Source organism: Paraburkholderia sp. BL17N1 (assembly GCF_003634175.1).
In the GTDB taxonomy this organism is placed as follows: Bacteria; Pseudomonadota; Gammaproteobacteria; order Burkholderiales; family Burkholderiaceae; genus Paraburkholderia.
Map to the genome: position 1 here is coordinate 1975957 of NZ_RBIW01000001.1, position 18965 is coordinate 1994921.

Below are 18965 nucleotides of genomic sequence, written 5' to 3' on the forward strand. Positions count from 1 at the left end.
GCTGGCGTGGGAGCTGGTCTTGCGGCCGGCTGGTTCTGAAAACCGCGCCGCTCGCGCCGATGTTCGCGGACCGCTAGCCGTCGCTGTTTCGTCGTTTTCGTCGCATGAAGGCCTGGCCAATCGGCTAACGCGCTTCACCGCGGTAAGCAAAGCGGCCTGGCCCGACTTACAATCGTTTGATCTTTCGCTAATTCTGCCTGTCCGCTGCACCTCGGCGTGCGCGGCACCACGAGACTCACCATGGATATCGACCAGTACATGACCGACCTCGGTCGCCGCGCCCGCCGGGCATCGCGGGCGATGGCGCGGGCGTCGACGGCGGCGAAGAACGCTGCGCTTGCCGCTGTTGCCGAGGCGATCGAGCGCGACGCCGCGTTGCTGAAAGAAGCCAATGCGCGCGATCTCGCGCGGGCTCGCGACAAAGGTCACGACGCCGCGTTTATCGACCGCTTGACGCTCTCGGACAAAGCGCTCAAAACGATGGTGGAAGGCTTGCGGCAGGTTGCCGCGTTGGCCGATCCGATCGGCGAGATCAGCAATCTGAAGTTTCGGCCAAGCGGCATTCAGGTTGGACAGATGCGCGTGCCACTCGGCGTAGTCGGCATCATTTACGAATCGCGGCCGAACGTGACCATCGACGCCGCGGCGCTGTGCCTGAAGTCCGGCAACGCGACGATTCTGCGCGGCGGTTCAGAAGCGCTCGAATGCAACACGGCGTTGGCGAAACTGATCGGCGAAGGGCTGGAAAGGGCGGGCCTGCCGCAGGAAGCCGTGCAGGTGGTCGCGACGCCGGACCGCGCCGCGGTCGGCAAGCTGATCACCATGACGGAATACGTCGACGTAATCGTGCCGCGCGGCGGCAAGAGTTTGATCGCGCGCCTGATGGAAGAAGGCCGCGTGCCGATGATCAAGCACCTCGACGGCATTTGCCACGTGTATGTCGACGGCCGCGCGGATATTCCGAAGGCGCTCGCCGTCTGCGACAACGCGAAGACGCACCGCTACGGCACCTGCAACACGATGGAAACGCTGCTGGTCGCGCGCGGCATCGCGGCTGAAGTGCTGCCGGCGCTCGGCAGGCTGTATCGCGAAAAAGAGGTGGAACTGCGCGTGGATGCGGCGGCGCGCAAGGTGCTCGAAGACGCGGGCGTGGCGCCTCTGGTCGACGCGACGGAAGAAGACTGGCGCACCGAATATCTCGCGCCTGTGCTGGCGATCAAGGTCGTGGACGGGATCGATGAGGCAATCGGGCACATCAACGAGTACGGCTCGCATCACACGGATGCGATCGTCACTGAAGACCACGACCGCGCGATGCGCTTTCTGCGCGAAGTGGATTCGGCGAGTGTGATGGTCAACGCGTCGACGCGTTTTGCCGATGGTTTTGAGTTCGGACTGGGCGCGGAAATCGGCATTTCCAACGACAAACTGCACGCGCGTGGCCCGGTGGGACTGGAAGGGCTGACGTCGCTCAAGTACGTCGTGCTTGGGCATGGTGAAGGGCGCCAATAACGCGAACGCGGTGGGCAGCGTGGCTGTGGAATGCGGCCACGTAACCGTTTCTCGCTGCATCCTGTCATTGCCGCGATCCTCGATCGCCTTGTGTCGCGATGCGCGACCGGCATAACCGCCGCCGCTCCGCATAACAATTCACCCGCAACCCGAGGAGCCAGATGCTCTGGATCAAGACGTTTCACATTGTGCTGGTGGCTTCCTGGTTTGCCGGCCTGTTCTATTTGCCGCGCATCTTCGTCAATCTGGCGATGGAAACGGAACCTGCGGCGACGGCGCGTCTGTTGACCATGGCGCGCAAGCTGTTCCGCTTCATGACGTTCATTGCCGTGCCGGCGCTGGCGTGCGGGCTCTGGTTGTGGCTGGGAATCGGCATTGGGCGCGGGCAGGGATGGATTCACGCCAAGGTTGGCGTGGTGGTGCTGCTTTTGATTTACCACGCCTATTGCGGTGTGCTGCTGCGGACGTTCGAGCGCGGCGAGAATCGACGGACGGATAAGTGGTATCGGATGTTCAACGAGTTGCCGGTGCTGGGGATGTTGGCGGCGGTGGCGTTGGTGGTGATCAAGCCGTTTTAGGGCTGCGGGTGGTTGGGTGGGTTGTTTGGGTTAGGGCTTTTGATTTTGTAGAAGGGCGGTTTGCTGAGGTGTTCGGCAAACCGCCCTTTTTTGTTTTGCAGCGCTGGATGATGACGCGGTGTCTTAGGCCGAATGGCCAGTGCGGTTGTTAGCCTATATTGGGACGGCCGATGGGCGTGTTGGGTGATCTATAATTTGCAGACCATCGGCAACAACCGGTGGTCGAGTTTGACAGCTCGCGCTTGAAACCGCACACCCGTCCAGGCGGGTCGTGCGTCTATCTCTGCACGTCTGTATTTTCTATGGGCGGGCTGTGGTGGAGGAGCCGCAAGGCTCGCCGGATTGTTTCAAGCCCGGTCTGTCAACTTCGCTACGTGCCCGCTCACCCTCCTTGCAAGCGAGTGTCGGGCGATCCAGCAAGTCTTAGGGAGATCGCACCATGAGCAAGTCCACCAAAAAACAAACGGCCTCGCGCCCACCCGTTGATGCCCTGCAGTACGAAAAGCTCGCCTTGTCGGCATTCGGTTCATGCGAACGGCAGTTGACTCAACTCAGCCGACTGGCCACGCTTGCGACCTCAATATATAGGAGTCCTGCATTGACGAACCACGAGCGACGCAGCCGACAAGTGCTGCTCGAATTGCTGGTGGAGACGTGCGAAGAGTATGAGCGCGAAGTGGAACGCGACCGCGAACTGTATCAGGTGATTGCACTCGATGCGCGGGGGATTGCGCATCGGCGGATTACGGCGAGTGCGGCGGCGAAGTTGCTTGCCGATGCGACACGGGATGCGGACAGGGGCGAACCGGTCGCTGAAGTGGGTGCCGCGATGACGCGCAAGCCAGCACAAGGGGCGGCCGATCCAGTCGCCACCGTGCCGGTGCCCTGAGACGGACTGCGGATCCGCTCCAGCAATCAAAGAGGCGCGAAGGATTCGCGCTTCCTGATTGATGACTCACGGCCGGTGACGCACCACTTAAGCGCTTAGGCGCTGGCCTCGCGTGCCGTGCGCGACGCCGCCACACGCCATGCGTCGCCACGGCGGACGTACACGTCAGTGAAAGCGTAATCGGTCGCTTTGATGCCCGCGCCCGGCGTGTAGTGATTGACGCCGGACACCATGGCGACATTTCCGAAGACACGCACCTTCAGTTCGCTGAGCGTCTGCGCCGAACCGGGCGGCAGCGTGGGCGCGACCAGGAGATCGGCTTTGGTGCGGCGTGCGCCGTTAGGCATCGTCTCGACGAAGGAGTCGTCGAGCAACTGATCGAGCGCCGCGCGATCGCCGCGAATGGCGGCATCGACCCATGCTTGCTCCATGAGGACGAGCTTGTTTTCGACTTGCAGCTGGGTGGTCAGGCCGGAGGCGAGGACGCAGGTTGATAGGCCAATCGCGGCCAGGAAACTGAGGTGCTTCATATTCACATCCATTGAATCGACGGTAGGCACGCGAGCGCGTGTCCGCATTGCAGCGACGCAGGCCAATAGCCATGACATTCGGCCTGCGAATCGTCAGGCGGTGTATCGCGCAGGGGCTGTCGTGACTGGAAGACCGCGGCTGCCTGACGTGGCTTGCAGTAGCCGGCCGACATATTTCACTACTGAGGCACCGGCCCATCGACCGGGCGGGATGGCTCCGCAACCGTATGAAAGAAGCGCGAGCAAGATCACGCTTCCTGTGCCTTCAAAGCCAACAAGGGCGGCGCACGGGCCGCCCTTGTTTTTTCACTTGCGAATCATTTGTGCTGCGATCGCGCGCCAGCCTTCGGATTTACGGACGAACACGTCGGTAAACGAATAGTCCACCGGCCGCGCGCCTCGGTTTGCTCTGAATTGATTGATGCCGGTGACGATGGCGGTGTCGCCGTTCACGCGGACTTCCATATCCATCAAGGTTTGCGTGGAGCCGGGCGGCGGCGGCGGCGCCAACAGAAGGTCGGACTTGCTGCGGTGCGAGCCGCTGGGGGTCGTGTCGACGAAAGAATCGTCGAGCAGCTTCTCCAGCGCGACGCGGTCAGTGTTGGCGGTCGCAGTGGCCCAAGTCTGTTCCATTGCCTTCAGAGTCGCTTCGTCTTGATCTGATGCGAACGCAGGGGACGCGAGGGAGGACGCCAAAAGAATGGCAAGGGTCAAACGGTTGAGCGCTTTCATGCTGATTATCTCGATTAAGTGAGGGGAGGCGGCGCGCAGAGCGTGTGGTTTTTGCTCTAGCGGCTGTGCAAAAAACAATCACTTTGCGCCGCCGGCAATCGATTCCGACTTTCGGCAAATCGAAGGAGAATGCTTTGCTCTCGATTTACGGGGGCGGCATTTGTAAAAATTTTAGATTATTTTGCATCAATATAAATAAGCGAATTCCTAATGTGCCCGAGGAATTTCGCTTGCCGTATTAAGAATTGTCCTGTTTTTGTCTCCGTCCATCGCGAGCAAGTCCTATTAGGTCCTCCGTGAATCTTGCCGTGGCCTCCGCCTTGTGCTCGCTAAGCATGGGTGTGTCGTTGGGAAAATTCTTAATATCAAAACAGAAATCTCCGCCGCCACACCTTTCATTTACAAAATTCGCCGTTGTGTCGAGTTTCGCCGAAGAAAAAAATCCAGACAGTTTTTGTCAATCTTGCCGCGTGATCTCTCAATTCGGAATGCTCTTATTAAGGTCTGATGACGTCGGTCATAAAGTTTCATACATAGAGAAAACGCAGTCAAAGGCATTTTTGATATTGGAACGACGCCCCGATAAGCGGGAGCGATTCGGAATCTGCCGCAGGTCATCAATTCCGCGAATTTCAAATCAATTGGCGCTTCAGTCCTTCTCTTCCTGGCTCTGTCCACCGGCTACCGAACGCCTCAGTCAGAACTTCACCGACGCATCGCCGCGCGGCAAGCACGAACGCGTGAACAACTTTTTTCAATTTTCATCAGGATTTTCAAATGAATAAGACATATCGCTCTGTCTGGAACGAATCGACGGGGACGTGGGTTGCTGCGCAGGAGACGGCCAAGGGACGGAAGAAATCCGCCTCGCCGGCAAAGAGCGTGTTGGCGCTTGTGATTGGCGGGAGCGCGCTCATCGGCGCTGGCTCGGCCGTGGCTGGTGGCCTTGACGGCGGGACGGTGGCGGTTTCTACGGAGGAAGCGATTGGTCAGGGTGCTAAAGTGACCACCAACACTAACGACGGCGGTACAGGGATTGCCATCGGCGTGAACGCATTAAATTCCTCTACCTACGGCGTGGCGATTGGTGGGAACGCGCAAGCATATGGATTCCAGTCGACCGTGGTCGGCGTCAATGCGGTCGCCGGGAACTCCTCGAGCGCCTTCGCGGCAGCTTTTGGCTACGGGGCATCTGCGACGCAATCGTGGGCGTCGGCGTTTGGTGGTGGTGCGCTAGCTTCTGGGGCGGATTCCACGGCAGTGGGTACGAGCACGACAGCTTCGGCGAATTTATCAACTGCCGTCGGTGCTACCGCGACAGCGTCCGCGCTAAACGCGACGGCGCTCGGTTCGATGTCCTCTGCGACAGCGAATGCCTCGACAGCAGTGGGCACGTCGGCGAATGCAACGGCAGCAAACTCGACAGCATTGGGCACGTCGGCGAATGCAACTGCAGCGAACTCGGTAGCGCTGGGTTATTTGTCGACGACGACGGCGAACCTATCGGCCGCGGGCTACAACCCGGGCACGGGCACGCTGTCGGGCACGGCTTCGACGGCCAACGGCGAAGTGTCGGTGGGTTCGGCGGGCAAGGAACGCCGCATCACGAACGTGGCAGCCGGCTCGGCAGCGACGGATGCGGTGAACGTGAGCCAGTTGCAGTCGGAAGATGCGAAGGTGAACACGGTCAACAACAACGTGAACAACCTGAGCAACAACGTCAGCAATCTGTCGGGCAACGTGACGAACATCGCTGGCAACGTCACGAACATCAGCAACACGGTGAACAACATCACCAACGGTGGTGGCATCAAGTACTTCCACACGAACTCGACGCTGGCGGATTCGTCGGCAACGGGCACGAACGCGGTGGCGATCGGCGGGGGCGCTGTGGCAGCGGGCACCAACGGCATTGCGATGGGAACCGGCGCGAACACCGCGCCTGTTGCCGATTCCACAGGTGTTGACCTGATCGCTATTGGCACTAGCGCGCAAGCCGGTGGGGGATCGTCGGTCGCACTGGGCGGCAATGCGAAGGCGGGCGCCCTCAATAGCATGGGCTCCAACGCCGGTTACGCTGTTGCGATTGGCGAAAACGCGCTCGCCCAATCGGGGCCGGGAGTCTACGGTTTTTCCACCGCCATCGGCGCGAACAGCTCGGCCACGAATTACGCGGCAACTGCACTTGGCATGGGCGCGACGGCGTCGGCAAGCACCTCGGTGGCTTTGGGCTCCAACTCTGTTGCTGATGTCAATAATACGGTGTCGGTGGGTTCGTCCACGTCGCAGCGCAAGGTGGTCAACATGGCCGCCGGTACGCTGAGCGCGACCAGCACGGACGCGGTGAACGGCTCGCAGTTGTATGCGACGAACCAGAACGTGGCGAATATTGCCGGCAACGTGACCAACATCGCTGGCAACGTCACCAACCTTAGTAACACGGTGAACAACATCACCAACGGTGGTGGCATCAAGTACTTCCACACGAACTCGACGCTGGCGGACTCGTCGGCAACGGGCACAGACGCAGTGGCGATCGGTGGTGCGGCCTCGGCCTCGGCAGCGAACTCGGTGGCGCTGGGTTCGGGTTCGACGACGACCGCGAACCTGTCGGCCGCGGGCTACAACCCGGGCACGGGCACGCTGTCGGGCACGGCTTCGACGGCCAACGGCGAAGTGTCGGTGGGCTCGGCAGGCAAGGAACGTCGCATCACCAACGTGGCAGCCGGTTCGGCGGCGACGGACGCGGTGAACGTGAGCCAGTTGCAGTCGGAAGATGCGAAGGTGAACACGGTCAACAACAACGTGAACAACCTGAGCAACAACGTCAGCAACATCGCGGGTAACGTCACCAACATCAGCAACGTGGTGAACAACATCACCAACGGCGGTACGGGCATCAAGTACTTCCACACGAACTCGACGCTGGCGGATTCATCGGCAACGGGCACGAACGCGGTGGCGATCGGCGGGGGCGCTGTGGCAGCGGGCACCAACGGAATTGCGATGGGAACCGGCGCGAACACCGCGCCTATTGCCGATTCCACAGGTGTTGACCTGATCGCTATTGGCACTAGCGCGCAAGCCGGTGGGGGATCGTCGGTCGCACTGGGCGGCAATGCGAAGGCGGGCGCCCTCAATAGCATGGGCTCCAACGCCGGTTACTCTGTCGCGATCGGCGAAAACGCGCTTGCCCAAGGGGGGGCGCTAACCTGGGGTTATACCACCGCCGTTGGCGCGAACAGCTCGGCCACGAATTACGCGGCAACTGCACTTGGCATGGGCACGACGGCGTCGGGAAGTAACTCGGTGGCTTTGGGCTCCAACTCTGTTGCTGATGTCAATAATACGGTGTCGGTGGGTTCGTCCACGTCGCAGCGCAAGGTGGTCAACATGGCCGCCGGCACGCTGAGCGCGACCAGCACGGACGCGGTGAACGGCTCGCAGTTGTATGCGACGAACCAGAATGTGTCGAACATTGCCGGCAACGTGACCAACATCGCTGGCAACGTCACCAACCTTAGTAACACGGTGAACAACATCACCAACGGTGGTGGCATCAAGTACTTCCACACGAACTCGACGCTGGCGGACTCGTCGGCAACGGGCACAGACGCAGTGGCGATCGGTGGTGCGGCCTCGGCCTCGGCAGCGAACTCGGTGGCGCTGGGTTCGGGTTCGACGACGACCGCGAACCTGTCGGCCGCGGGTTACAACCCGGGCACGGGCACGCTGTCGGGCACGGCTTCGACGGCCAACGGCGAAGTGTCGGTGGGTTCGGCAGGCAAGGAACGTCGCATCACCAACGTGGCAGCCGGTTCGGCAGCGACGGACGCGGTGAACGTGAGCCAGTTGCAATCGGAAGATGCGAAGGTGAACACGGTCAACAACAACGTGAACAACCTGAGCAACAACGTCAGCAACATCGCGGGTAACGTCACCAACATCAGCAACGTGGTGAACAACATCACCAACGGCGGTACGGGCATCAAGTACTTCCACACGAACTCGACGCTGGCGGATTCGTCGGCAACCGGCACGAACGCGGTGGCGATCGGTGGTGCGGCCTCGGCCTCGGCAGCCAACTCGGTAGCACTGGGTTCGGGTTCGACGACGACCGCGAACCTGTCGGCCGCGGGTTACAACCCGGGCACGGGCACGCTGTCGGGCACGGCTTCGACGGCCAATGGCGAAGTGTCGATGGGCTCGGCAGGCAAGGAACGTCGTATCACCAACGTGGCAGCCGGTTCGGCAGCGACGGACGCAGTGAACGTGAGCCAGTTGCAGTCGGAAGATGCGAAGGTGAACACGGTCAACAACAACGTGAACAACCTGAGCAACAACGTCAGCAATCTGTCGGGCAACGTGACGAACATCGCTGGCAACGTCACCAACATCAGCAACGTGGTGAACAACATCACCAACGGTGGTGGCATCAAGTACTTCCATGCGAACTCGACGCTGGCGGATTCGTCGGCAACGGGCACGGATGCGGTGGCGATCGGTGGCAACGCCTCGGCAACGACGGCGAACTCGGTAGCACTGGGCTCGAACTCGGTGGCGAACTCGACGACGCTGACGACGGCAGGCTTCACGCCGGCCGGCGGCTCGGCGATCTCGGCAGCGACGGCGCTCGGCGGTGAAGTGTCGGTTGGCGCAGCGGGTAAGGAACGTCGCATCACGAACGTGGCAGCGGGTCTGAACGCCACGGACGCGGTGAACGTGAGCCAGCTGCAGTCGGAAGACGTAAAGGTGAACAATCTCGACCAGTTCTTGCGCGTGAACAAGGAAGTACACCTTCGTCGCGTGACCGTGATCGGCTATACCGACAAGACAGGCTCCGAGCCGCATAACCGGATGCTCTCCGAAGCGCGTGCCGCGGCTGTCGTCGCTTATCTGCGCGACGGTGGCCTTCAGGCCGACCAGTTCTCATCGAAGGGCATGGGCAGCGCTGATCCGGTTGCCACGAACGCAACCGCCGAAGGTCGTATGCAAAACCGTCGTGTCGACGTGCGCGTCTTCGCCGAGTAAATCGGGCGACGCAAAAGTTTGACCATCAAAGGCCTGCCGTCGCGCAGGCCTTTTTTCTATTCCGGCGCTTCAGGGCTCGCCGTCGATGCGCAGCCGGCCGATCACGCCTTTCGCCTGGCCGAGCCTTTCGACGAGTTCAGGTCCGCGCCTGAGCGCCACGCCGACCGCCAGAATGTCGCCGATCGCGAGATGCGACATGCGCGAGGTCATCGGTGAAAACACGTCGTTTTCTTCCACGACGTTCGAGAACAGGCAAATGCTCGCGACCCGTGCGAGCGGCGAACTGCCGTGCGTGATGGCAATCACTTTGGCACCGCGCGCGAGCGCGGAGCGCGCTGAATCGATGATGTCGCGCGTACGGCCGGTATTGGAAATCGCCACGACGACGTCGCCGGGTTCGAGCAGCGCCGCCGACATCGAATACGTGTGCGGGTCGGAGTACGCGACGCTCGGCATGCCGAGCCGGAAGAACTTGTGCTGTATATCCTGGGCGGCGATGCCCGAGCCGCCCGCGCCGTAAAACTCGATGCGCGCCGCGTTCGCCAGCAGTTCGACGGCCGCTTCGATGCTGTCCGGCGACAGACTGTTGCGCACCTCGATCAGCGTGCCGATGGTCCGGTCGAACACTTTGGCGATCAGCCCGGACGCACCTTCGTCCGGCCGCACGTCGCGATAGACGGTCGGCACGCCGGACGCGATACCTTGCGCCAGCCGGATCTTGAACTCACGAAACCCCGAAAAGCCCAGCGCGCGACAGAACCGCGCGATGGTCGGCTGGCTGACGCCCGCGCGGGCGGCGACTTCGGTCATCGACAGATCGAGCACCTCGCGTGGCGACTCGATCACATAGTCGGCCAGCTTGCGCTCGGACGGCCGCAACTGCTCGCGCATCTCTTCGACTTGGGACAGCATCATCGGAAAACTCGCACTATGCTGAAGAATGCGTGGACTATAGCTGATTGCCAGAAAAGTACAAAAACTACATTTCGCATGTAGGTGTATTCCCTAGGGTGTTGCTGAAATACGGCAGCGGGCGGCCAGTAAAGGGCTTCTGCCGATTCGTCGATGCGGCGCCGCAACAAGAATCCACATTGCGATCGTGTAGTTTTTCTACTAACATGACGTTGTCGGTTGACCCGACGCCCCCGCGATACCCACCTGGCATCGCGCGCGCATCGTCCGCGCGTCTTAGGCCAGCGACGAAGGAGCTCCGATGGTTTCCCCGCATTCGCAATTGTTGAAGGTCACGCAGCGCGTGGTCGAGCGTAGCAAGCCCACTCGTGAGGCGTATCTCGCCCGCATCCACCAGGCGCAGGGCAAGTTCCCGGCGCGCGGCGCGCTCTCCTGCGCCAATCTGGCGCACGGTTTCGCCGGCCTCGAAGGCAACGACAAGCTCGTCATCAAGCAGATTCGCGAGCCGAACATCGGCATCGTGTCCTCGTACAACGAGATGCTGTCGGCCCACGCCCCGTACAAAAACTACCCGGACATCATCAAGCAGGCCGCGCGTGAAAACGGCGGCGTCGCGCAATTCGCCGGCGGCGTGCCGGCCATGTGCGACGGCGTCACGCAAGGCAATGCGGGCATGGAGCTGTCGCTGTTCTCGCGCGAGGTCATCGCCATGAGCACGGCTGTCGCGCTCACGCACAACATGTTCGACGCGGCGCTGTGCCTCGGCATCTGCGACAAGATCGTGCCGGGCCTGTTGATCGGCGCGCTGCAATTCGGCCATATCCCGACCATCTTCGTGCCGGCGGGCCCGATGGGCAGCGGCCTGTCCAATGACGACAAAGCCAAGACGCGCCAACTCTTCGCGACCGGCCAATGCGACCGCGGCGCGCTGCTCGAAGCGGAAGCCGCCGCGTATCACAGTCACGGCACCTGCACGTTCTACGGCACGGCCAACAGCAATCAGATGCTGATGGAAGTCATGGGCCTGCATCTGCCGAGTTCGGCTTTCGTGCATCCGCATACGCCGCTGCGCGATGCGCTGACCGCGCAGGCCGCGCGCCGTGTGCTCGATCTGACGGTCGAGCGCGGCAACTACATGCCGATCGGCCACGTGGTCGACGAAAAGGCGATCGTCAACGGCATTGTCGCGTTGCTGGCGACCGGCGGCTCGACCAATCACACGCTGCATCTGGTCGCGATTGCGCGCGCGGCGGGCATCGTGATCGACTGGGACGACTTCGACACGCTGTCGCAAGCCGTGCCGCTGCTCGCGAAAATCTATCCGAACGGCAAGGCGGACGTGAACCACTTCCACGCAGCCGGCGGCGTCGCGTTCCTCGTGCGCAATCTGCTCGAAGGCGGCTTGCTGCACGAAGACGTGAACACGGTCGCAGGCAAGGGGCTCAAGCACTACACCGAAGAGCCGAAGCTGATCGACGGCAAGCTGCAATGGGTGCCGGGTGCGGCAGCGAGCGAAGACACCGCGGTGCTGCGCGGCATCAAGGAACCGTTCCAGCCGGACGGCGGCCTGCGTCTGATGCAGGGCAAGCTCGGGCGCGGCGTGATCAAGATTTCGGCGGTGGCGGCGCAGCATCGCAAGGTGAGGGCGCCGGCGATCGTGTTCGATTCGCAGGAAGCCGTGCAGGAAGCGTTCGACAAGCACGAGTTGAAGCGCGACTTCATCGCTGTCGTGCGCTTCCAGGGCGCGCGGGCAAACGGCATGCCCGAATTACACCGTTTGACGCCGCTGCTCGGTGTGTTGCAGGATCAAGGTTTCCATGTTGCACTGGTCACGGATGGCCGCATGTCCGGCGCGTCGGGCAAGGTGCCGGCGGTGATTCACCTGTCGCCGGAAGCGTTGCTGCAAGGGCCGATCGGCAAGGTGCGCACAGGCGACATGCTGGTGATCGACGCCGACGCCGGCGTGCTCGACATCGAAATCGACGCGGCGGAATGGAGCGCGCGCCAGGGCGCCGTGCCGCAGCATCAGGCGGCGAACGAAGTTGGCTTCGGCCGTGAGCTGTTTGGCGTGTTCCGCGCGGCGGCGGCGCCGGCGGAGCAGGGTGCGTCGGTATTCGGCGCGATGGTGGGCGAGCACGCGGCGCCTCATGCAGCGTCGCACGATGCTCACGAGGCTGCGCGTCACGGCGAAAAAGCCAAAGCGCACACCTGAAACACGCAAGCGGCACGCAAGCAGCAAATCGGCACCCAACAAGCACCACTCAAGCCAGCCAAGTGCTGCAGAACAAGGAGTCTGACTATGACGTCGAAAACAGTAAGCGATATCGTGCGCCTCGGCCCGGTGATTCCGGTGCTCGCGTTCGACTCGGTCGAACAGGGTGAACACGTGTCGCGCGCGCTGCACGCGGGCGGCGTGAAGGTGCTGGAAATCACCTTGCGCACCGCAGCAGGCCTTGAAGCGATCGAACGCGCGAGCCAGTTGGCCGAAGATATCGTGGTGGGTGTCGGCACGATTACGAAGCCCGAGCATTGCGCTCAGGCCAAGAAGGCGGGCGCGCAGTTCGGCGTCTCGCCCGGCCTGACAAGAGACATGCACAAGGCCGCGCAGGATGCGGGCTTGCCCCTGCTGCCGGGCGTGATGACGCCGACGGACATCATCGCGGCGCTCGAGCTCGGCTACGAGATCGTGAAGTTTTTTCCGGCGCAGCAAGCCGGCGGCGTGCCGATGCTGCAAGCGTTCCACGGCCCGTTCCCGAATCTGAAGTTCTGCCCGACCGGCGGCATCACGGCGGAAACGGCCACGCATTTCCTGTCGCTGCCGAACGTGGTATGCGTGGGCGGCTCATGGCTCACGCCGAAAGCCGCGCTCGCCGCGCAAAACTGGGACGAGGTCACGCGTCTGGCGCGTGCCGCGAGCCAGCTGGCGGCGCCGGCTCACTAGGTTGAATCCGCGCGCTCGTTAACCCTTTATCAAGGTCCGACACGAAGGAGCCTCGTCGATACAGCTGTTCAGGCTGTCTTGGCGAGGCTCTTTTTGCGATATGCGCGGAGAATTGGCGCACGTCTTCAGATAACAAACAGTAAAATTCAGCGTCCGCGCGGTCAGCCCGGTTTCAAGGCGCCGTACAGGTCGCCGTGAGACACGGTGCTGGCTGTGTTCCGCACGCACTCAGAATCAATAACGCAAAAGGAGGAGCTTCATGGAAGCTGTCCACGGCAGCACGCTGCTGGTCTTCGCGGTGATCGCCATCGCATTGCTGATCCTGCTGATCACACGCTACAAGGTTTATCCGTTCCTCGTTCTGATCATCGTGTCGTTGCTGCTGGGTCTTGCATCCGGCATGCCGATGGCGACCATCGTCAAATCGTTCGAAACGGGTAACGGCAATACGCTTGGGCATATCGCCATCGTGGTCGGTCTGGGCACCATGCTCGGCAAGATGATGGCCGAGTCGGGCGGCGCCGAGCGCATCGCCACCACGTTGATCAACTTCTTCGGCGAGAAGAACATCCATTGGGCCATGATGATCGTGGCGATCATCGTCGGCTTGCCGGTGTTCTTCGAAGTCGGTTTCGTGCTGCTGATCCCGATCGCGTTCAACGTCGCCAAGCGCACCAACAAGTCGTTGCTGCTGGTCGGCTTGCCGATGGTGGCGGGTCTGTCCGTCGTGCACGGCCTGCTTCCGCCGCACCCGGCCGCGATGCTCGCGGTGCAGGCGTATCACGCGGATATCGGCAGGACCATCGCTTATGGGCTGATCGTCGGTGTGCCGACCGCGATCGTCGCGGGTCCGCTGTTCGCGTTGCTGATCAGCCGCTACATCAAGCTGCCGAAAGAGAACGCGCTAGCCGCGCAATTTCTCGGCCACGGTGACGAGACCAAAAACGGCGAGCAAAACGCAGTGCAGAACGTGGCACCCAAGCGTGAACTGCCGAGCTTCGGCATCACGCTGCTCACAATCCTGCTGCCGGTGATTCTGATGCTGGTGGGAAGCTGGGCCGATCTCTTCACCACGCCGAAAACCTTGCCGAACGATCTGCTGCACTTCGCCGGCAATTCGGACGTCGCGCTGCTGATCGCCGTGCTGGTGAGCTTCTGGACCTTCGGTGCGAGCCGCGGTTTCACTCGCGAGCAGATCCAGAAATTCTGCGGTGACTGTCTCGCGCCGATCGCGGGCATCACGCTGATCGTCGGCGCGGGCGGCGGTTTCGGGCGCGTGCTGATGGATAGCGGCATTTCGAAGGAAATCGTCAATGTGGCAACGGCCATGCATCTGTCGCCGCTGTTGTTCGGCTGGCTGGTGGCCGCACTGATTCGTCTGGCCACGGGTTCGGCGACGGTCGCCATGACCACCGCGTGCGGCATCGTCGCACCGATCGCTTCGGCTAGCGGTGTGCATGTCGAGCCGGAATTGCTGGTGCTCGCCACCGGTTCGGGCTCGCTGATCTTCTCGCACGTGAACGACGGCGGTTTCTGGCTGATCAAGGAATACTTCGGTATGACGGTGGGGCAGACCTTCAAGACATGGTCGCTCCTCGAAACCATCATTTCACTGATGGGCTTGGGTTTGACCTTCGCACTCGCGGCGGTCGTGTAAGGAGTTTTTGATGATTCTGATCGCAATGGGCGTGTCGGGCGCCGGCAAGACGAGAATTGGCGAAATGCTGGCGGAACGCCTGCATTGCGCGTTCACCGATGGCGACGCGTTTCACAGCGCCGCCAACAAAGAGAAAATGCACCACGGCATTCCGCTTACCGATGAAGACCGGTGGCCGTGGCTGCAAACCATCCGCGCCGCGATCGTCGAGAAGGAGAAGGCGGGCGAGACGGCCGTGTTCACCTGCTCGTCGCTGAAGCGCTCGTACCGCGACGTTTTGCGCGATGGCGACAAGGACGTGTGCTTCGTGTATCTGAAGGGTTCGCGTGAGGTGCTGGAGCAGCGTCTGACCACGCGCACCGGGCATTTCTTCGATCCGTCGCTGCTGCAAAGCCAGCTCGATACACTTGAAGAGCCGAGCCCGGACGAAGCGATCACGGTGAGCATCGAATTGTCCCCGGAAGAAATCGTCGTCGAGGTGCTGAAGCAGGTCGAAGCGCGCAAGTGAGTTTGTTTCGCTGCTGCAAATGAAAAACCGCTCCATGAACGGAGCGGTTTTTTTACGCCTCGACTTTAACGAGGCAATCGGCAATCGAGACCGCTTAAGCGATCCGCTTAGCCAATTCGACGGCCTTGCCGATATAGGAACCCGGCGTCATCGCGAGCAAGCGGTCTTTCGCGTCCTGCGGAATCGCGAGGCCGTTGACGAACGTTTGCAGCGCTTCACGCGTGATGCCTTTGCCGCGCGTCAGTTCCTTCAACTGCTCGTACGGATTCTCGATGCCGTAACGGCGCATCACCGTTTGCACCGGCTCGGCCAGCACTTCCCAGCAGTTGTCGAGGTCTTCGTTCAGACGCAGCGCATTCACTTCCAGCTTGTCCAGACCGCGGATCAGCGAGTCGTACGCGAGCAGCGAGTAACCGAACGCGACGCCGATATTGCGCAGCACCGTCGAATCGGTCAGGTCACGCTGCCAGCGCGAGACCGGCAGTTTGTCGGCGAGGTGGCGCAGCGTGGCGTTAGCCAGGCCGAGATTGCCTTCCGAGTTTTCGAAGTCGATCGGGTTGACCTTATGCGGCATGGTCGACGAACCGATTTCGCCCGCCTTGGTGCGCTGCTTGAAGTAACCGACCGAGATGTAGCCCCAGACGTCGCGATCCAGGTCCAGCAGGATCGTGTTGGCGCGCGAGACCGCGTCGAACAGTTCGGCCATATAGTCATGCGGCTCGATCTGGATCGTGTACGGATTGAAGGTGAGTTTCAGACGTTGCTCGACGACTTCGCGCGAGAACGCTTCCCAATCGAATTCCGGATACGCAGAGAGATGCGCGTTGAAGTTGCCGACCGCACCATTCATCTTGCCCAGCAGTTCGACCTTGGCGATACGATCGATCGCGCGTTCAAGGCGGGCCGCGACGTTGGCGAGTTCCTTGCCGAGCGTAGTCGGGCTGGCCGGCTGGCCGTGCGTGCGCGACAGCATCGGCTGCTCGGCGTGGGCGTGAGCGAGAGCGACGAGACGCTGATGCACCGAGCGCAGCGCCGGCAGGATCACGTGTTCGCGGGCGCCCGCCAGCATCAGGCCGTGCGACGTGTTGTTGATGTCTTCCGACGTGCAGGCGAAGTGGATGAACTCGCTCGCGCGCTCCAGTTCCGCCTGACCCTTCACCGATTCTTTCAGCCAGTACTCGACCGCTTTCACGTCGTGATTCGTCACACGTTCGATTTCCTTGATGCGCGCGGCGTCGTGCGCGGTGAAGCGCTCGGCCAGTTGCAGCAGGAATTGCTCGGACGCTTCGGAAAAGCGCGGCACTTCGGCGAAACCGGCGCGCGAGAGCGCGATCAACCAATGGATTTCGACCGTCACGCGATTGCGCATGAATGCGGCTTCCGAGAGCCAGACGCGCAGGGCTTCGGTTTTCGAGGCGTAGCGGCCGTCGAGCGGGGAGAGCGCGTTCAGCGCGAACAGGGTGTCGGGATGGGTGTCGGACATGATGGCGGCGTGGCGCAAGGGTGAAAACGCGGAGGAAACTGCGGGAACCGCGAATTTTACCACCTGACGCCGACTGGCCGATTTCGACGCTGCGCCGCGCGGCGCCAGCGTAACGCCCGTGCGGCGGCTAGCCCGGATAACCTTCGTAGCCGGGGAACAGGGTAGGCAGCGTGAACGGCGGCAGCGAGTAGCGCGAAAAGCAGCGCGAGGTGGAACCGGGATGGACCAGATGCAGGCAGCTCGCCTGCGGATCGTCCACCGCGATCACGTTGCGGCCCGATTCGACTACGCGCCGGATGAAGCTCTCGTCGTCGCACAGATTGATGTCGTCGAAGGCCGAGACCGCGGCCAGCGTTTTGTCGTACACATAGGAGAAGCCGTAGAACAGGATGAAGTCCGCGCCGATCTGCATCTTCTCGTGGAATTCGATAGGGCTGACCGAACGCCCGCTCAGTTCGTAGTGCAAGCCCACCTTGGCATTCAGGTCCATGTAGCCGAAGAACTGCGTGTGCGGCGCGTACATGAAGAAGCCCGACAGCTTGATCAGATCCGCGCGGTTCTCCTGCATCGTCGTGACCATGTGCGCGAGGTAGGGCGGCGCGTAGTGGTCGTCATCGTCGAAATGAGCGATCAGCGAGCCGCGCGACTCCGCGATCAGCGCGTTGCGCTTGGCGCCGATCGACATGCGCACCGAGGAATGAAAGTAGCGAATGCGCGCGTCCTGCAAAGCCAGCGCCTGCAAATACGCGCTCGGCTCGGGGCTGTCGTCGAGGATTAGCCATTCCCAGTCGACCTGCTGGCGCAGCACGCAGCGCGCAATGGCCGGCAGGAAGCGGTCGCGATTGGCCGTCGGCGTGATGATGGAGACGAGTGGTGACATGGCGGGTCTCGCGCACGGGAAGGCGCGTTATCTGAGAGAGTTGATGGAGGGTGCGGCGCGCTGCCGCCGGGGCGTGCGTGCAGCAAGATAGCGGCTCGCGGCCGGGCGGCGCCATCGGCGCAATCCGATTTCCTGACGTGGGGTCATCACGCCATCTCGCGCACGGCCGCACCTGGCGCTCTCACGACACCCACTAGAATGCTGACTTCCTCTCTCCCGTCGGCAGCAGGCCCCGCATGGAACTGAAATGGCTCGAAGACTTCGTTTCGCTCGCGGAAACGCGTAGTTTCAGCCGCTCGGCTGAATTGCGCCACGTCACGCAGCCGGCGTTCTCCCGGCGGATTCAGGCGCTCGAAGCATGGCTCGGCACGGAGCTGATCGACCGCTCGGTCTATCCGACGCGACTCACGGCGGCCGGCCAGGTGTTCAACGAACAGGCGCTCGCGATGCTCTCGCAGTTCCACGAAGCGCGCGCGCTGCTGCGTGGCCATACGGCGACGCCGCAGGCGACCATCGAGTTCGCCGTGCCGCACACGTTGTCGCTGACTTACTTTCCACGCTGGCTGCAGCGGATCGAAGCCCATCTGGGTCCGATCCACACGCGTCTGCGCGCCCTGAACGTGCATGACGCGGCGTTGTCGCTGGTGGAAGGCGGCTGCGATCTGATGATGGGCTATCACCATCCCAGCCATCCGGTCGCGCTCGATCCAGGCCGCTACGACATGCTGACGCTCGGCAACGAACCGATCAGTCCGTTTTCGGCGCCGGGCCGCGCCGGCCGGCCGCGTCATACGTTGCCGGGCACGGGCGAGGCGCCCACGCCTTACCTGTCCTACACGCCGAACGCCTATCTGGGACGCATGACCGAAGTGATACTCGCCAACGCGCCGGAGCGCCTGTACCTCGACCGCCTCTACGAAACCGACATGGCCGAGGGACTCAAGGCGATGGCGCTGGCCGGGCACGGCATCGCCTTCCTGCCGCACAGCGCGGTCGAGGACGCGGTCGCCGACGGCAAGCTGATCCGTCTGGACCGCGCCACGCGCGGCACGCCGGAAGGCCAGCTCACACTGACCATGGAGATCCGCCTCTATCGCGACAAGCTCGCGGCGAAGAGCGACGATGCGCGACAGATACTCGCGCGTCAATTGTGGGAGGTGGTGTCGCAGGAACTGGCGCAAGGCACGGCCTGAAATCCTGCCTCCTTACGACGCGAATTTGCGGCTTCTTGATGGTTATGCAAAAAAAACATAATCGGATAAGGAAACGGCATTGGATTTCAAAACGGCGTTTTTCCACAATGCTGACATTC

At 62.0% G+C, this 18965-nt stretch carries 15 protein-coding genes and 1 pseudogene; 11 read left to right on the forward strand and 5 right to left on the reverse strand.

Features of this window, described 5'->3' with window-relative positions; all coding sequences use genetic code 11:
- Positions 1-240 precede the first annotated feature (240 nt).
- The 3 genes from B0G82_RS08870 (at position 241) to B0G82_RS08880 (ending at position 2979) form a co-directional block, all read left to right on the forward strand.
- Complete coding sequence (locus B0G82_RS08870) at positions 241-1512, forward strand: glutamate-5-semialdehyde dehydrogenase (protein ID WP_121307170.1); 1272 nt, start codon at positions 241-243, stop codon at positions 1510-1512.
- Positions 1513-1673: 161 nt separating this feature from the next.
- The gene (locus B0G82_RS08875) at positions 1674-2090 is read left to right on the forward strand and encodes a CopD family protein (RefSeq protein WP_121307171.1); all 417 of its coding nucleotides are present in this window, start codon (positions 1674-1676) and stop codon (positions 2088-2090) included.
- Between the two features lie 439 nt (positions 2091-2529).
- A complete protein-coding gene (locus B0G82_RS08880; RefSeq protein ID WP_121307172.1) occupies positions 2530-2979 on the forward strand; it encodes a hypothetical protein in 450 nt (149 codons plus the stop codon).
- Positions 2980-3074: 95 nt separating this feature from the next.
- Here B0G82_RS08880 and B0G82_RS08885 read toward each other — a convergent pair whose 3' ends face one another.
- Complete coding sequence (locus B0G82_RS08885; protein ID WP_158608133.1) at positions 3075-3509, reverse strand: nuclear transport factor 2 family protein; 435 nt, start codon at positions 3507-3509, stop codon at positions 3075-3077.
- A gap of 306 nt (positions 3510-3815) precedes the next feature.
- Positions 3816-4241 carry a nuclear transport factor 2 family protein gene (locus B0G82_RS08890; RefSeq protein WP_121307174.1) on the reverse strand — a complete coding sequence of 142 codons (426 nt, stop codon included), beginning with the start codon at positions 4239-4241 and terminating at the stop codon, positions 3816-3818.
- 296 nt (positions 4242-4537) lie between these two features.
- Here B0G82_RS08890 and B0G82_RS39375 point away from each other — a divergent pair, with 296 nt between their 5' ends.
- The 3 genes and pseudogenes from B0G82_RS39375 (at position 4538) to B0G82_RS08895 (ending at position 9272) form a co-directional block, all read left to right on the forward strand.
- The gene (locus B0G82_RS39375) at positions 4538-5026 is read left to right on the forward strand and encodes a hypothetical protein (protein ID WP_147439464.1); all 489 of its coding nucleotides are present in this window, start codon (positions 4538-4540) and stop codon (positions 5024-5026) included.
- Positions 5019-5584: pseudogene (locus B0G82_RS41200) on the forward strand (ESPR-type extended signal peptide-containing protein); the annotation flags it as partial. The gene B0G82_RS39375 and the pseudogene B0G82_RS41200, both read left to right, overlap by 8 nt.
- A gap of 10 nt (positions 5585-5594) precedes the next feature.
- Positions 5595-9272, forward strand: coding sequence for an OmpA family protein (locus tag B0G82_RS08895; protein ID WP_241974514.1), 3678 nt, complete (start codon positions 5595-5597; stop codon positions 9270-9272).
- Positions 9273-9341: 69 nt separating this feature from the next.
- Here B0G82_RS08895 and B0G82_RS08900 read toward each other — a convergent pair whose 3' ends face one another.
- Complete coding sequence (locus tag B0G82_RS08900) at positions 9342-10187, reverse strand: MurR/RpiR family transcriptional regulator (protein ID WP_116118283.1); 846 nt, start codon at positions 10185-10187, stop codon at positions 9342-9344.
- A gap of 298 nt (positions 10188-10485) precedes the next feature.
- Between B0G82_RS08900 and edd the strand changes: the two genes are divergently transcribed.
- From edd to B0G82_RS08920, 4 genes are all read left to right on the forward strand, one after another.
- A complete protein-coding gene (gene edd, locus B0G82_RS08905) occupies positions 10486-12396 on the forward strand; it encodes a phosphogluconate dehydratase (protein ID WP_121307175.1) in 1911 nt (636 codons plus the stop codon).
- Positions 12397-12483: 87 nt separating this feature from the next.
- Positions 12484-13125: a bifunctional 4-hydroxy-2-oxoglutarate aldolase/2-dehydro-3-deoxy-phosphogluconate aldolase gene (eda, locus tag B0G82_RS08910; protein WP_116139144.1), complete on the forward strand. Its 642-nt coding sequence runs from the start codon at positions 12484-12486 to the stop codon at positions 13123-13125.
- Between the two features lie 259 nt (positions 13126-13384).
- Entirely contained in the window at positions 13385-14782 is a 1398-nt protein-coding gene (locus B0G82_RS08915) for a GntP family permease (protein ID WP_116139146.1), read from the forward strand.
- Between the two features lie 10 nt (positions 14783-14792).
- A complete protein-coding gene (locus B0G82_RS08920) occupies positions 14793-15290 on the forward strand; it encodes a gluconokinase (RefSeq protein WP_116139148.1) in 498 nt (165 codons plus the stop codon).
- Positions 15291-15384: 94 nt separating this feature from the next.
- On the opposite strand, the gene purB is transcribed toward B0G82_RS08920, so the two are convergent.
- Together purB and B0G82_RS08930 are read right to left on the reverse strand one after the other, a co-directional pair.
- Positions 15385-16773 carry an adenylosuccinate lyase gene (purB, locus tag B0G82_RS08925; RefSeq protein ID WP_116148250.1) on the reverse strand — a complete coding sequence of 463 codons (1389 nt, stop codon included), beginning with the start codon at positions 16771-16773 and terminating at the stop codon, positions 15385-15387.
- A gap of 127 nt (positions 16774-16900) precedes the next feature.
- On the reverse strand, positions 16901-17653 hold the full coding sequence (locus B0G82_RS08930) for a glycosyltransferase family A protein (protein ID WP_121307176.1): 753 nt from the start codon (positions 17651-17653) through the stop codon (positions 16901-16903).
- Positions 17654-17889: 236 nt separating this feature from the next.
- Between B0G82_RS08930 and B0G82_RS08935 the strand changes: the two genes are divergently transcribed.
- Positions 17890-18846, forward strand: a complete 957-nt coding sequence (locus B0G82_RS08935) for a LysR family transcriptional regulator (protein WP_116118278.1) — start codon at positions 17890-17892, stop codon at positions 18844-18846.
- Positions 18847-18965 lie beyond the last annotated feature (119 nt).